General features: G+C 44.9%; 12 protein-coding genes. 4 read left to right on the top strand and 8 right to left on the bottom strand.

The features are described 5' to 3' along the window. The first annotated feature begins 44 nt into the window (after nucleotides 1-44). Both A1sIA79_RS00260 and A1sIA79_RS00255 read left to right on the top strand, forming a co-directional pair. Nucleotides 45-1,010: an NAD-dependent epimerase/dehydratase family protein gene (locus A1sIA79_RS00260; RefSeq protein WP_095675445.1), complete on the top strand. Its 966-nt coding sequence runs from the start codon at nucleotides 45-47 to the stop codon at nucleotides 1,008-1,010. Continuing rightward, nucleotides 1,007-2,002 (top strand): NAD-dependent epimerase/dehydratase family protein, encoded by a 996-nt coding sequence (locus tag A1sIA79_RS00255; protein WP_223298352.1) that lies wholly within the window; start codon nucleotides 1,007-1,009, stop codon nucleotides 2,000-2,002. The genes A1sIA79_RS00260 and A1sIA79_RS00255 overlap by 4 nt, the downstream gene beginning before the upstream one ends. Here A1sIA79_RS00255 and A1sIA79_RS00250 read toward each other — a convergent pair. From A1sIA79_RS00250 to A1sIA79_RS00230, 5 genes are all read right to left on the bottom strand, one after another. After that, entirely contained in the window at nucleotides 1,966-2,739 is a 774-nt protein-coding gene (locus A1sIA79_RS00250) for a glycosyltransferase (RefSeq protein WP_095674262.1), read from the bottom strand. The genes A1sIA79_RS00255 and A1sIA79_RS00250 overlap by 37 nt on opposite strands. Then, nucleotides 2,736-3,941 (bottom strand): nucleotide sugar dehydrogenase, encoded by a 1,206-nt coding sequence (locus tag A1sIA79_RS00245; RefSeq protein ID WP_095674261.1) that lies wholly within the window; start codon nucleotides 3,939-3,941, stop codon nucleotides 2,736-2,738. The genes A1sIA79_RS00250 and A1sIA79_RS00245 overlap by 4 nt, the downstream gene beginning before the upstream one ends. Next, entirely contained in the window at nucleotides 3,942-5,636 is a 1,695-nt protein-coding gene (locus tag A1sIA79_RS00240; protein WP_095674260.1) for an O-antigen ligase family protein, read from the bottom strand. Between the two features lie 100 nt (nucleotides 5,637-5,736). Continuing rightward, nucleotides 5,737-7,623, bottom strand: a complete 1,887-nt coding sequence (locus tag A1sIA79_RS00235) for a hypothetical protein (protein ID WP_095674259.1) — start codon at nucleotides 7,621-7,623, stop codon at nucleotides 5,737-5,739. A gap of 160 nt (nucleotides 7,624-7,783) precedes the next feature. Then, a complete protein-coding gene (locus A1sIA79_RS00230) occupies nucleotides 7,784-9,121 on the bottom strand; it encodes an RNA polymerase sigma factor (protein ID WP_095674258.1) in 1,338 nt (445 codons plus the stop codon). 143 nt (nucleotides 9,122-9,264) lie between these two features. On the opposite strand from A1sIA79_RS00230, the gene A1sIA79_RS00225 reads away from it, so the two are divergent. Further along, a complete protein-coding gene (locus tag A1sIA79_RS00225; protein ID WP_150122964.1) occupies nucleotides 9,265-10,437 on the top strand; it encodes a glycosyltransferase in 1,173 nt (390 codons plus the stop codon). An 868-nt stretch (nucleotides 10,438-11,305) separates the two neighbouring features. Further along, complete coding sequence (locus A1sIA79_RS00215; protein ID WP_095674255.1) at nucleotides 11,306-11,761, top strand: hypothetical protein; 456 nt, start codon at nucleotides 11,306-11,308, stop codon at nucleotides 11,759-11,761. 242 nt (nucleotides 11,762-12,003) lie between these two features. Here the strand turns inward: A1sIA79_RS00215 and A1sIA79_RS00210 are convergent, their stop codons facing one another. From A1sIA79_RS00210 to A1sIA79_RS00200, 3 genes are read right to left on the bottom strand one after another with little or no spacing between them, the layout of a single operon-like run. Then, nucleotides 12,004-12,759 (bottom strand): FkbM family methyltransferase, encoded by a 756-nt coding sequence (locus A1sIA79_RS00210; protein WP_095674254.1) that lies wholly within the window; start codon nucleotides 12,757-12,759, stop codon nucleotides 12,004-12,006. A gap of 12 nt (nucleotides 12,760-12,771) precedes the next feature. Then, nucleotides 12,772-14,604: an ABC transporter ATP-binding protein gene (locus A1sIA79_RS00205; protein WP_095674253.1), complete on the bottom strand. Its 1,833-nt coding sequence runs from the start codon at nucleotides 14,602-14,604 to the stop codon at nucleotides 12,772-12,774. After that, on the bottom strand, nucleotides 14,597-15,490 hold the full coding sequence (locus A1sIA79_RS00200; RefSeq protein WP_257789627.1) for a glycosyltransferase family 2 protein: 894 nt from the start codon (nucleotides 15,488-15,490) through the stop codon (nucleotides 14,597-14,599). Before A1sIA79_RS00200 ends, A1sIA79_RS00205 begins: the two co-directional genes overlap by 8 nt. Nucleotides 15,491-15,528 lie beyond the last annotated feature (38 nt).

Below are 15,528 nucleotides of genomic sequence, written 5' to 3'. Positions count from 1 at the left end.
GCCCTTAACAATAAAGAATAAGAATGAAAGATAGACTCACACCTATGCGTGCATTCATTACCGGTGGTGCCGGTTTCATCGGCTCTCACCTAGCCGATGCCCTCATCGCCCGTGGGGATGAAGTGACAATCCTGGACAATATGAGTACCGGCTCACAAGCCAATATTGCTCACCTGAAAGAGAAAATCACGGTTCACACCGGAGACATCCGAGATGTAGCCCTAGTCAATGAACTCGTTGAGCAATCAGACATAGTCTTTCACTTAGCTGCTGCCCTTGGTGTTAAGAACATCATGGATCACACCATCGAATCTATTGACCGTAACTTTGCCGGCTCTGAGGTAGTTCTGAATGCCGCCACCACACACAAAAAACGCATCATCATCGCCTCCACCTCTGAAATCTATGGCAAGAACCCCAACCAACCACTGCATGAAGAATCAGATCGCGTTGTTGGCCCCCCACAAAAGATTCGCTGGACCTATTCAGATGCCAAAGCGCTTGAGGAGGCTGTTGCGCACACACTGCATAAGACCCATGGACTTAAAGTCACCACCATACGTTTCTTTAACACCGTAGGCCCGCGCCAAACTGGCCAATACGGAATGGTTGTTCCACGCTTTATTCAAGCAGCCCTTAAGAACGAAGAGATAGTCATCTATGACGATGGCAGCCAATCACGAGTTTTCTGCCATATCGAAGATGCCATAAGGGCTGTATTGACTCTGGCAGATACTGATTCCACCATTGGTGACTACTTCAATGTGGGTGGCATGGGAGAGACCACCATTAAAGAACTTGCCACAAAGATTATCGCGCGCACGAACTCACAGTCACCAATAAAACACATCCCCTATACCGAGGCATATCCAGCCGGCTTTGAAGATATGCAACGTAGAGTCCCTGATATCAGCAAGATCAAAAAGAGTATCGGCTGGGCACCCACTCACACCCTTGATTCAATTATTGAAGATATAGTTGCTCACTACTCATTAGGAAACCTTAAGTGAATGGAAATCAGATGAATATTCTTGTCGCCGGCGCAGGTGGGTTTATAGGTGGACACCTAGTATCTCGTTTGATTTCAGAAGGTCATCAGGTGCGAGCCGTCGACAAAAAAGCATTGGGAGATTGGTACCAAATTCATCCTAAAGCTGAAAATTTAGTTTTGGATCTGTCACTTAAGGCTGAGGCGTATAAAAGTACTGAAAATGTTGAGTGGGTATTCAATTTAGCTGCAGATATGGGCGGTATGGGATTTATCGAAGCGAATAAGGCACTATGTATGCTCTCTTCACTCATTAACACACATCTACTCATGGGAAGTGTCGAAAATAAAGTCAAAAGGTACTTCTTTTCCTCATCGGCCTGCGTTTACGCCAGTTGGCACCAACAAACTTCGGTAGACATCGCACTCAAGGAAGATGATGCTTATCCAGCAGAACCAGAAGATGGCTATGGTTGGGAAAAATTATTTGGAGAAAGAATGTGCCGACATTTTTCTGAAGACTTTGGACTTGAAGTCAGGATTGCGAGATATCACAATGTGTATGGACCGCACGGGACTTATGACGGGGGGCGAGAAAAAGCGCCTGCTGCTGCTTGTCGGAAAGTTCACGAACTAGCTACTGGAGCAGCAAGTAAAATTCAAATCTGGGGTGACGGTAACCAGGTTCGTTCTTTTACTTACATCACAGACTGTATTGATGGCACTCTTAAGCTTATGAATTCAGAATATTCTATGCCATTAAATATTGGTAGCGCTGAGTCAATAACGATTCAGCAACTTTACGATATCGCGCTAAAAGCAGCAGATGTATCACAAGCTGAATTCGAATACGATTTTACCGCTCCTCAAGGAGTTCGAGGTCGATCTTCTGAAAATACTTTATGTAGGGAAACTTTAGGATGGGCCCCCTCTGTAGCTATAGATGAGGGGATTCGACTAACTTACGCTTGGATTTCTCAAGAGTTGAATTCTCGAAACAATCTCAAAATATAACGTGATATAAAATTTAATTCGCGCTTAAAAAAGTAAAAATTTGAAACCAGCCTAGTGACGACTCCTCCAATGGAGTTAATCAGGCGAAGAACTTCAATTCTACTTTCTCGATTATTTGAGGTTACATTGAAACCCTGTTCAACTTTAATTGCTATTCCTTCAAGAATTTGAGGGGAGCATAGAGCGCTTAGCTGAAAAATCTGTTTGGTATCTGCAGCTATTGGGAATTTGACATCAAGTCCGTTCAGTTTCTTGAATATATCTAGCCTGACAAAAACACTTTGGTGAGAGACGTACCCATTGCTCTTCTGCTTCCTGAAGTCCTTATCCATAGATTGGTAAGCATAATAATTTGCATTCCAAGGCAGAGAAACACCAGTCACGCCCCAAATAGGGTTGAGAACCTTAAGAGTCTCAACATTTTTTCTTACCGTTGGCCCGGAGAACACCTCATCGCCAGCGTTTAGAAAAAGACAATAAATTCCTTGTGCCGATAATGCTCCTAAGTTCATGGCTGCATAAATTCCTTCTTTGTTATCATGCACTACCCGAACATCAAAATTTGCCGTCTTGGAATACAAATCAATCGCTTCTAAAGATTCCAAATCATTAGAAGGAATTACAAATAGATGTTCTAAGTCAGCAACCATGCCTTTACAGCTTTCAATCGTTCTAGACAAACGCGATAGATCAAAAGCTGAAACAGTAACAAGTGTGAGCGTAGGGCTTGCACTCACAACCTATTCGCTCCTGCAATCTTTCCTGTTGTATCAAATACATAAGGCGCACTAGCCATAATCGCTCTCGCATCCACCACATCATGCTTAGTAATCACCACCGTGATATCTGCCCCCGATAGCGGGGCGGAGCTTTCGCCCTGCCAACTGCCCACAACATCATCGTGCCAGGCCACCACAGCCCCACGGCCACGCAAGTGCTCTATGACTAACTCGGCGGCGGTCTCTCGCACATCTGCCACATTGGGCTTATAGGCAACTCCCACAACCAAAACACTCTTACCTTGCAGCGATTCACCGTTATCTGCCTGCACCCGATCCACAATGTATTTCGACATCTCTAGATTTACTTCATTTGCCCGGCGAATAAATGTTGCTGGCACGCCACGTTCTTCAGCTACCGCCGCCAAATACGTGGGATCCACCGGGATACAGTGCCCGCCCACACCCGCACTCGGTGTGAACTTCATAAACCCATAAGGCTTGGTATTAGCCGCATCTAACGTCTCATAGACGCTAATGCCTAAAGCGTTTGTAATCTGGGCAAACTCATTTACCAAAGCAATGTTGACTTGCCTGAAAGTATTTTCAAATAACTTTGCTGCCTCTGCTACTTCAGGAGATGAGACTTCAACTAATTGATCACAGAACTTTGCATAGAACGCACGGGTTGCACTTGATGCTTCTGGCGTTAATCCCGCATACAGCCTCGGAGTGTTCTTCTGGTTGAAATCATTGCGCCCTGGATCTACTCGCTCAGGTGAGATCGCGTACAAATGGTCGAACTTCCCAGCTGAATACTTATCTATGGCTGGCTTGATGTAATCACGCAGCGTGCCAGGAAAAGATGTTGATTCATTGATAATTAGCGCTGTGCGATTGAGGTTTTCACCCACCGTCTTACATGCCGCATCAATGAATGTTAAATCTGGCTTACGATCTTTTGTCAGCGGCGTTGGTACTGCAATTACCACAATGTCAGAGTCGGCAATGTCGGCACCCTTAGTAGTGGCGCGATAGCGCCCCTGCTTAATCCATTGTTTTATGACTGAACTTTCAACGCCTTCAATATGTGAAAGACCTTGATTTAATTGATCCACAATCTTTTGATTGTTATCAAAGCCCACCACCTCATAGAACTCGCCAGCAAAAGCTGAGATGGTCAGGCCTACATAGCCTTGCCCAATAATTGCAACTTTCATCTATGGCGCTAGAACATCTGGATTGCGTGGATCAAGGCGCTTCATATTCTCAAGTGCTTGCGCCTTTTCAGCATCCGTTGAGTTAGATAAAAAGTAGAGAACTCTCCAGGCGTCAAAATAATCAGGGTTATATTCAACTCCTTTAAGCGCAGTATCGCGTGCTTGCTCCATCAAGTTACTAGATGCAAAAAGCTGGACAGCTTGAGCAAGTCTCTGGCTATCACTCGGGCTCAAATAACCAGGTTCCAGGGCTGCAATGACTTTATTTGCATCTTTTGAATCCAGCGCTGATCTCCACTTCATATCAGCACTAAGTGGTGGCACGGCCACCAATAGCCCGACAACTACACCAACGCCTGCCACTAACTGCGGTGAAATAACATTGGCCTTCGCGCTCTTTCGTGCGCCTTTAGTGGCGACCAGCTGTGCAATTGGACTCTCTGGCCTGGTGGCATATTCATATGCAACAAGTGCGCCGGTAAGTAGCCAGCCCCAAATTGCAAGGCCAATCTGGTTAATGCTGATGATTGCCTGGGTGATGTAACACGCCCAGGCCGCAAAGATGGCGACAAAGATTGCATCGTATGTTCGAGTGCGTGCAATGACTCGAAAGGCAGCAACAGCAGCAAGAACTAAGAGCCCGACATAGGTAAGCAGGAGTGGCCATCCACCGTAAGCAAAGAAATCAATGACAACGTTGTGTGAAGCATTTGTAAATGTCTTCGGCCCAGGCAACACGGTAGCCGCATATTCTGAACGAGCTCGGCGATACCAATCACCGTATGTATCCATACCAACGCCCGTTAGTGGGTGATCAAGACCCATTGTGGTCCCAGCGTTCCAATAAGCGCCGCGTAAGGAGACAGAGGTCTTATAGATGAAGGTGAACGGCCCTTTTTGAAGAGCACCGAGAATTGCTAGGGCCCCCACGCCACTTACTGCCAAGACATATAGATATGTAAATACGTTCTGCTTGATATATGAACGAACAACAAAGAAGCCAACGATTGCGATACCGCCGGCAGTTACAACAATTCCTTGAATTGCGCTTGAATCAACAATCTCATAGAAGGCAACCAAAGCGATAAGCGCAGCAATTGCCCTATAACGCCACGAAGATTTCTTATCTGCAATAAACGCAAGAAGTGAAGCGATAAAGATGCCAAGAAATGAGGATATGAAGTTTGGATTACCAAAGAATCCAAGAATGTTGCCGTATGGATTGTTCCATGACAAGAAGTCGCCAAAAGCGATTACCCAAGCGCAGTAAAGAACGTTTATGACCCCGGCAAATTGCAGACCAATGATGAGCTTTCTAAAACTAGATTGCTCACGTAACCCCAACATGCCCACACTAACAAAGACAAGAATCACATATGCGACAAGGCCGGTGTTTCTGCCGTATGAGCCATAAAGATTCTGTGTTAGCGGGGCCGCGCTTGAAATGACCGCATTGAGCGCCGCCAATAGGAACAAGATTGAAATAAGAAGATATACCTTGAAGTTGGCGTAGGTAGCTCGGGCATTAAAGCCAAGGAGAACAAAGATAAATGCAAAACCGAAACCACCCGCGATAAAGAGCTTGGTGGCATTGACTGGATCGGTTACAGCCTGGGTAGTCAAAAACAAAGTGGTAAATGGAGCGCCGATGAGCAATACCAGCGCCGATATCTTCTCTGCGGCCTTATTAAACATGGGCTAATCCTAACGATAGAAAGGCCGAAACCCGGCTCTCCCGAAGGAGAACCGGGTTTCGGTTCTAGAGCTTTTCTAGAAGTTTTCGGGTTTTAGCCGATTACTTCTTGAGGAGCTTGTTAACAAGGGCAGTCAACGCTGTGATCTGCTTCTTGAGGCTTGCAAGTGCTGTGTTAACAGACTTAGCAAGTGTTGCAACTGCAGCTGATGCATCTTCTGCTGCTGCTGTTGCTGCATCTGCTGCATCTGCGGCAGCAAGTGCTGCATCAGTTGCTGCGTTTGCTGCATCAGTTGCTTCGTTAGCTGCATCTGTAGCTGCATCGACGCCTGCTGAGTTACCAACAGTGATCTTTGCAGTAAGACCTAGTGCGTTAGTAGCTTGGTATGCAGCTGGGAATGATGCTCCCGGAATAGCTGTCATTGTGACCTCTGCAGCCTGAAGTGGAGCAAAGAGCGTCCATGTCTTAAGGCTTGTTTTTGGTGAGAGCTGTGCGAATACTGCAGTCAGTGTGTCACTGCCTGTGTAGAACGCATAGTCAGAAGTGATTCCACCTGTAGCAAATACGTTTGCATATGTGGTGTTATCAGCTGAACCAGCAACTGCATTTCCTGCTGAGTCAAGGATTGCCAGGGTCAAAGTAATCTTTTCACCCGGTAGGTAGCTTGCCTTATCAGTTGTGAGCTTCATTGTTGCTGCAGTTGTTGAACCAACACGGATTGCAACAGCGTTTGAAGTAACTGCTGTTGTAGGTGTTGTTGCTGTAGCTGAAGCACGGTTTGTGAATGTGATGTTAGCTGAACCTGCGGCAACCGGAGTCACATCGCAGTAAGTAACAAGATCAGTTCCATCCCAATTACAACCTGTTGTCGAATATGAATTCGAGATTACAGATGTTGCAGATGAGAGTGTGTAGACAGTTGGGTTATAGATCTGGTTGCCATCGGCATCCTTAGCAATAACTGAAACTGCATCAGTCTTAGCTGTTCCTGATGCAGCAACAACTGGATTGACAGCAGCTGCTGTCAATGTAGCAATTGTTGTGCTTGAGAAGAGAACAGTCTTTGATCCAAATGAGTATCCTGATGTTACGCCGGTAAGGGTAATTGTTGCCTTACCTGATGTTCCATCTCCGAATACGTTGATGAATGCAACGCCTGAACCATTAGTTCCAACTGTAATTGAACGACCCATTGAAGCAGCAGCAGCTTGAGTTCCAGCACCACCAATTGTTCCTGGGCCAGTGATTACCGCTGTGATTGATTCATTTGCAGCAGCACCAGATGACTTAACTTGTGTCACCTTGATATTTGCAGCAGCATCAGTTGCAGCTGTCTTTGCTGTGTTAGCAGCAACGACTGCAACGATATCCGTTGCAGCATCTGGGGCAGCAGTACCAGTTGAGATGTGTGCAGTTGAGCTTGATGAGGACTGGGTCGCAGCTGTAACTACGATTGTGATGTCCTTAGCAGCAGCTGTTCCAGCAGTTGGTGCAGCAGCAGGTGTAATACGAACTACGTATGTACCAGCTGTTACAACACCTGTATTAGATGAGGTGCCGATAAATACAGCAAACTTAGCAGTTGTTACTGCAGCTGCGCGGCCCTTGACGTATACCTTATTGTAAGCATCAAAATCTCCGCCAATGGCAGTTGCTGTCTCAGGAGTTAGGTTTGCAACAGTGCCACTCACGATTGCACTTGTTGTTTCAGTAAGTTTCAATACCGGGAACAGTGTGTTTGCAGCTGGACCTGATACGAGTGACGCAGTTACTGAGTGTGAGTCAGTGGTGTACGCACTTGGTAGGAATGAAATTGTTGCTGTAGCTGATGTTGCTGTGACGGTGTCACCAACAGAAGCTGTTCCATCTGTCACAGTTAGAGTGTCAGCTGCAACTGCTGCGTTTGAAGGCGCAACTGAAAGCAGACCAAGACCCAAAGCTGCAACAGTTACAAACGCAATGCGCTTGAAAGTTGTCGTTGTAGACATTTGTTTCCTTTCGATAGTCGAGTTACGGAATTTCCGTACCTCGGCTTGGAATCAGTTTCCTGATTCCGCTCGATTCATCGCACGTGCTGATGAATCAAATTCTCCACCGTGTATCCGGACGCGGTGAAGAAACTTATTTGTTAGCTGATGTAACACGTGATCAGCCCTTTGCCTTTTGTGCAGGCTCAGGAATTAAAATTGCCTGAGCCAAAATTTGGGTCTTGCTCGCGTTGAGCAAGAGACGAGTTGTAATCGTCTTAGGTGCGCCAACCACGTCATAGCCGCGGTTGCCCACGGGTATAGACAACTCTGAAGTTGGGGTTGAGAGTAGGGAAATTGTAACGGTCGTAAGGTACTGGCCATTGGACATACGCTCAAAATCGACGCTCGTGGCGCGGGCTTCCGCTACCGCCCAGACCCCGTTGATTCCGAATGAGACGTATTGAACCTCATACTTCGTGCCGTTGCCATCGACTGTGATGCTCTGATCGATGGAGACGTTTGGTCCACCCTGGTAGGTAATTGCTTGGGTAGCCAAAATTGTGCCTTGCTCAGTTGCCTCGGGGATATTGCGGTTAATGCGGATCTTGCCGAGGGTTCCGTTCTCACCCGTGACAGTGAAAGCTGTTGGGAGGCCTTCTGAATCAAGGCCAGGCCAGGTGGCCTTAGCGCCCTTGATAAAGACACCAGAGACCATAGTTGAAGACTTCTTAGCTGGCATTGAGATAGATGGTGCAGGTGAGGCTGCCTCTGTTGCTTCAGCAGGCGCAGCAACCTTGGCAGTTGGCTCCTGGGTTGTGGCTGTTGGCAGAACGCCTTCACGGCCCGTAAGTGAGTTAAAACCAAGGAATGCGGTGACTACTAAGAGTAGAGAAAGTGCGACCTTAGAAGACTTCGCTGCAAGATCGGCTGCCTTCTTATAGGTGGTTGAAAGCATATCGAGGGCTGTGAGGCCACGCTCGTGATCGATAACAAGTTCAGAAAGAATACGACGAAGTGATGTTCGGGCGCGAGAAACAGTGTGGCGCACGGCAGATTCCTTGATACCAAGTTCTGCTGCGATCTCTGAAGTTGAGCGACCTTCCATCTCCCACATAACCAGCGCTGCGCGCTCGGCTGGGGAGAGTAGGGCTAGAGCTTGGCGAATAATTGCTGCATCTTCTGCCTGGGAAAGAACTGCTGAGTGATCACCGGAAACCTGCCATGCAGCTTCTACCTCAGCTTGGGCATCATCTAAAACCACAAGGTTCGGACGGCGCCCTTCCATGCGGAAGTAGTCGATACAGAGGTTTTCGATGGTGCGATGTAGATATGAGAGAGCGTGTTCTGAAGATTCAAGCTCAGGGGCAGCCAACATGAACTTGATTAGTGAGTCTTGAGTGATTTCTTCAGCTTTAGCTGAGTCTTTCAATACTCGATTGGCATGCGAGAGAAGCTCTGAACGGTGCTCAGTGTAAAAAGCCCCCAGTTCAGCAACTGTCCATACGCTAAGTGCCACTTGAGTGATCCTTCTTTAACCGGTTTTGTCTTGAAGAGCTCAGCCGTCGCCGCCTCTATTCGCTACTACGAATCCCATCCTAGTTTGTCGTGGGAAGGGGACAAAACGGACATATTGCCCAAGTTGCTCAGTATCATTTATGAGTGCAAAATATAAAATCTTCCGTGGTTCAGCTATCTACCGGGCACACTGGAGGAGCAGGACTCGCGGCAAGAAGACTCCATGCTGAACTCCTTCAGGAGGGTTATGACTCAGAGTTTTACTGCATCGGCCGGAACGATTTAACTCTGGAGCTAAAAGAGTATCCGATCAATCGAAACATTGTGTCAAAAGTTGGTTCAAGGATAGCGATTGCGTTAAATGAGCGATTTACGAGAGATATTCATTTTTCTGTTTTCTCAACAAATGCAGTTCCACTTGAATTTTTCAAAAAATTGTCGAAAGGCAAGACCCGCGTATTACATTTTCACAATTGGCAAAACCTGATAAGCACCAAGAATTTTGTTCAGCTGATTCAAGAAGGATTTCCAATTGTTTTAACGATGCACGACGAGCGACTTATCACGGGTGGTTGCCATTACAGGTTGAATTGCATCGAAAATGAAGGCGGTTGTAGAGCCTGCCCAAGAGCCAGCAAGTTAATCACTCGCCAAATTCAAAGAGGTAGAGACTTGTTAGGGAATCTGGATCTAACAAAGTTTCCCAATCTTCACCTAGTCTCACCCTCGCTTTGGCTACAAGGTGCTGCATTAATGAATTTGAGTATTTCCGAAAGGCAGGTCTCAAGAATTCCCAATCCATTAGGGCCAGATTGGAATACAGAAAGATATTTACTAGAGAGAACTGGGGAAATTGCGAAGAATCCGAGAATTGGCATAGCAACTATGAGCGATAGTTACACGAAGTATGGTGATTTGGTCACGAAATTGTTAAGCGATGAACGATTTAAGCGAAACTATAAGGTATTGTTTTTGAGAGATTTTAAACCAGTTGGAAAATCTCTTCCAAACTTTTGGAAGGAGATAGATTTACTCTTAGCTCTCTCGCGCGCCGACAACAGTCCAAATAGCATCGTCGAAGCTCAAAGTTTGGGCATCCCAGTACTCACTTCAAATGTTGGCGGTATTTTGGAAATTCTAGATAGCAACGGGATTGCACTTGAACCTCATGAGCACAATATAGAAAATATCTTGGGGGGAATCCGGCAAATTTTCAATTCGCAGCGAGCAAATTTATTTGACACAGGGACAGCTGCAACTTTTTCAACTCATTCGATTACTAATGTCTACTCATCTGTGCTTGATAATTTGCAATAAACTCTTAATTGGTGAGAAAAAATGCCTTGGGCGAATTTTATAGACTGAGTCTCGGATCTCAGCGTTATAGACTTTACTGACTGACCGAGACTTGGAAAATATTAGGCTAGGTGGCAACTTACTCGCTGGCCAAAATACATCACTGAAATGACTGCTCGCTGGTAACGTATTACTTGCAACCGAGTCAACTCCTCGAATTTCTACGCAAGATCGATTTGGTGTGAGAGTCTGGATATTGTTAAGTAATGTGAAAAAAATAAACTGTGTGTCCCACGCTCGAATTAATTCCTTTCTGCTTAGCGCGGATGCAGATAAGAAGAAAAAATGTTCAATTCTTAAGGACGTTGGCCGGCGAATAACGAAGGTAACTAACTCTGAAAACAGGGATTTGGTTCGATGGTGTTGAAATTGCCTCCAGGCTTCACGGTTTAGAATCCAACCATTCGTTAAACAGAATTTTGAGTAACCCGACGGGATATCGCCCACGTAATCCTGATCTTGGAATGGGGAACGAAGTGTGATTAGTGTCGTCGAATCTTTGATGGCGAGGGATGATTGGTATACAAAATCAATGGCATATTCATTGAGAAATACATCATCTTCTAGAATTAACACTCTTTCTTCGAAGTCAAAAACCCAGTCAATAGCCTCAATCATTGCCTTTCCAGGCCCTAGGGGCGCATCTGAAATCTTGTAACTACGCTGAGGATTTGTGAATGTTGACTTTACAAAATCAACCACATCGCGGCTCAGATTGGAGCCTTCCCCAGCAAAATCTACAAAACAATAAGCTCGCGAAGATGCAGGAATTAACTCCTCAATTTGTCTAGTATTGTGAGGCCGTTTATGAGCAAGCAGAAGGATTGGTATGTCCACAAATTTCACCAGCCTTTTCTCAGAGATATCTATCGTAGTTGTTTCCGCATATGAGAATACTCGGTTGTACAAGACCCTTTCTTCCATCCCTTCAGGTTTATCGGAAATTGAGATTATTCTGGTAGTGCCAGTAGATGATGATATTGAGCTAGGCCTAATGGATGAGCTTAAGGTTCGAGTAGTGCGTGATTCCGGCCATTGGGTCTACCAAGCCATGAATGTGGGAGTTCAATGTGCTAGTAAAACCCATGTATTGTTCTCAAATACCGGAGACGAATTAATCAATCATCAAAGTCTTCAAATCTGCCTAAGAGATACCTACGAAAAAGATGAAACTTCTTATCTTTTCCCAGTAAGCGTAGGATGGGATGAAGATCTCAATTCAAGACAGATTAGTTTACCGGGGTTTCTCTCAGCAAAGAGGAATTCATATGTCAGCCACCAGTGAGTAATTTTCTCCACCACTTTCCTCAGGGGACCCCGAAAATTGGATTTAAACTATCGAGTTGCTGCCGATTTCAGACAGTTGTGTTCTCTTTATGAATCAAAAAAGTTTGATTATCTCTCTTATCTGTTAGTGTCTAGTGAATTTCCAAATTTTTCGGCTCACCATAACAGGTGCGGAAGGATTGAAACTCTTTTGATTTCATTTCTACATTTAAGGAGTTTGATGCGGTATCAAGCCATCACTTATCGATTAGCGAATGAATTCTTGAGTTTTCTTAAAGTTCGCAGAAATTTGAAGTGAGCAACTGACAAAAAATAGTATTGGGTGTAAAGCAACTCGAAGGATTTACCCACCAGTTTTGCAAGCATAGAAATTCTTGTTACTTCCGTATTGACGTAAAATGCATCACCCCATCCCTTATAGGGAACCCATCTTGTTGTCACTCTCTCGAAACCAAATCCAGATAAGAGTTCGTCTATTTCATCTACCAAAGGGCAATCCAGGTATACTTCCTTTTTGTTGACTTCACAATAAACGTACTTCACTTTCGATAATAGTTTCCCACAACTCTTTAGGGCTCTTATCTCAGCTCCTTGAATGTCTAAATTAATAAAGTCTGGAATGGTGCCTTCGTCGAATATCGAATCTATCCGTTTGGTTGAAACCTTTTCCTTATGTGACACGTGAACGTCTGGGTAATCATTCTTATGAGTACCAAATTCCAGCAAACTCGTAGATTGGGAATTATTGGTTACGTTCAAATCCAATATGATTCCATCGATGTCCCAAATTGCCGCGTGAATCACTCTTTGTTTTTTTAGAATCATTCTTTCAGTGAGTGAAATTGCCAGAGCCTCCTGAGCTTCTATCCAAACCACATCGTTCCATCCACGGGATGTATATCTACCCGATTCTTCGCCCAAGTGAGCACCTATGTGCAAAATGGATTTAGGTTTTATACGCCAGAGATATTCCAACTCAAGAGGTGAGATTAACATTGCTCTAGATTATCAGCGGTCTGTCAGGCCCATTTGGTGGGCGATCGAATTAAAGTTTGGAATTTCTCGAGCAATGTCCTCAAATGATCCCCGCGCCCTAATCCCACCATCATCAATATAGAAAACCGTGTCTGCGTCTCGAACTGTAGATAGTCTATGTGCGACAATCACTTGAGTTACGCGCCCTTTCATGATCTGGATAGTTTCCTTAATTCGATTTTCCGTTTCTGCATCTAGCGAACTCGTGGCTTCATCAAAAACTATCAAACGTGGATTGGTAATCAACGCTCTCGCGATTCCAATTCTTTGCCTTTGGCCACCACTTAATGGGATGCCTCGCTCACCTATTCTTGTCTGATATCCAAGCGGGAGTTCACTGATGAGATTATCAAGTTCGGAATCCGTGAGCGCCATTTTCATTTTCTCTATATTCTGTAAACTTTTTGAGTATCCCATCAATACATTCTCTTCCACAGAAGCTGACATTAAGGAGACCTCCTGCGGGACGTATGCGAGGGCTCCCGGAAAATCTCTCGCTGCCTGAATCGGGCGTCTGGAAGATATGGTCACTGATCCACTTGTTGGCTCAATTACTCCTAGAAGCAAATCAACAAAAGTTGACTTGCCTGCACCTGACGGCCCAATGACAGCGACAAGCTCCCCAGGATTAATTGTGCAATTTAGTGAGCTCAAAACTGGTCTTGGGGCGTTAGGGTAAGTGAAATCAACGTTCTTAAACACAACCTCGGGAATGAATTGATTCAGGGTTGGCTTTGACGACATTTCAGTACTTTGAGAAGCTGTTACGTCTTTCAAAGATTTGATCAGGTCCAAAGTCGGATAAGTGCTACCGATACTAGATCTCAAAAGGATCATTGATTGCTGTATGCGGATAATCCCGGGCGTGATTCTCGCGGCGGCGGCTGAAAAAATTGCTAACCCCGACACGGCTCGGGAGACATCTTGAAAAGCAAAACTTGCGGCAGCGACAAGGAAGGTAGCAACAACGACTGTAATTTCAATGACATACTTGTTTACTAACGGGAGAAAGCTAACTTCCGCACTTAGACGAGATAGCGCCGTCGTTTTCTGATTGATTTGTTCGGCAAAGGTATGCCTCTGATTTCGAACAAGTAATTCGCGATACAAGTTTAGGCCTGTAAATAAATCTGAATCACGTTCAATAGTTGACTCTGTAAACTTAGTGCCCATAACTTCAGCACGATGATGTTGATATAAGTACAACAAAAATCCAATCATGGAAAAGACAGCTAGGGTTGAAATTGCTACCGTTGGGTTTACCGCAAGCAATCCGCCGACAAGGACAATCATTAAGGAGATATCCGAAAGTAAAGATACGATTACTCCAATGACTCCGATCATTATGGAATTCACGCCAGCCGTCAATGCGTAGACATTCTGATAATTAGAGCGAGTTTTGACCTCTAGTAATGAGTGAGAGAACAGCTTAGACACCAAATCATTAGAAATCTCAGCTGAAATTTTACTAAGAAGTCTCAGTGTTTTCCTGGAAAGTATAATTGAAAGGCAAGTTCTTAAAATCATTGCAAATAATGCAACACTGGCCAAAAAAATGATTTGGGTTCGGAAAGTAGAATCCGACAAGCCCAAGATTTCAAGTATTTTTCCCACTCGGTTCCCGGGCGGTCTGGACTGTACGCCATTCACCGCAATTGCGGAGAGAATTCCGATGGCGGCAACACCAATAAGATCAAGGATGCTTGCGATACATTGAGAAACTGAAACGATGTATATTTTTCTTTTGTCTCTCTGGCTAACTAACCCGAGAGCCTGCTTTGCAATTTGTAGATTTGAGCTAGACATTTCTATTTCCTTTGTCTACGAGAAAATTGCGGCTTCTTCCCAGGAATTCAATTATAAGGATTCTCATCAGAAAAAGAGTGGTTCTCGTGAATCTAATCGAGTTTCTAACCCTCAGCAGATTCGCAGCAAGTAAGAATGGACCCTTAAACGGTTTACGACGAAAGACACTAATTAATTGAGAACTCAGCATGATCGATACAATCTTCCGATCATCCCTTTCTTGGCTTACGTTAAATAGATAGTCAAAGAAAATTCCGATTGATAATTTAATGTCATCGAATGCATCCAATGTTTGGGTCAGTTGTGTCTCAACTCCAGTTCGGTAGGAGTAGATTGGCAACCTCGAAAAAAGGGCTTTATGTTTCCAAAATTCTAAATTTAATAGAAAGACTTGGTCTTCGGCCATTCTCATCGGAGTGAATCGGTTAGCGCTGATTAAATCCCTTCGGAAGCACATACGCCAGATTCCCGGATCGCGAGCAAGTTGCTCAATGCTGTCTTGATTTGAAGGAACGAAAGTCTTGGTGAGTCCTGAATCCGCAAGTAACATTCTTACATACTGTCCAACCGCAAAATCAGCTCCCGCTAACTGAGCCTTCTCGACCAAGTCTACATAGCCGGAGAATTCCACGAAATCATCCGAATCAATGAACGAAATCCAATCCCCAGAGGCAATCTCAATTCCTGCGTTTCTTGTTTCGCCCGGGTTCCCCTTGGAAACTTCAACACAATGTATGTTGTGAGACTCATACTTCTTCTTTAGTCTAGAAAGCGAACTGGGCTTGCGGAAGGAATCATTTATTAGAATGAATTCACAATTCTTGATACGATTAAATTTTTCGATATTCACGTCTAAAGTGGGTTCGTCTCGAACGAAGTTCCCAATTGGAGTTATAAACGTGATTCGAGGTTTAATACGAAACC

The sequence above is a fragment of the Candidatus Planktophila versatilis genome (genome assembly GCF_002288105.1).
In the GTDB taxonomy this organism is placed as follows: domain Bacteria; phylum Actinomycetota; class Actinomycetes; order Nanopelagicales; family Nanopelagicaceae; genus Planktophila; species Planktophila versatilis.
Note: the sequence above shows the minus strand (reverse complement) of the source record. Positions and strands in the feature narration are given on the sequence as shown.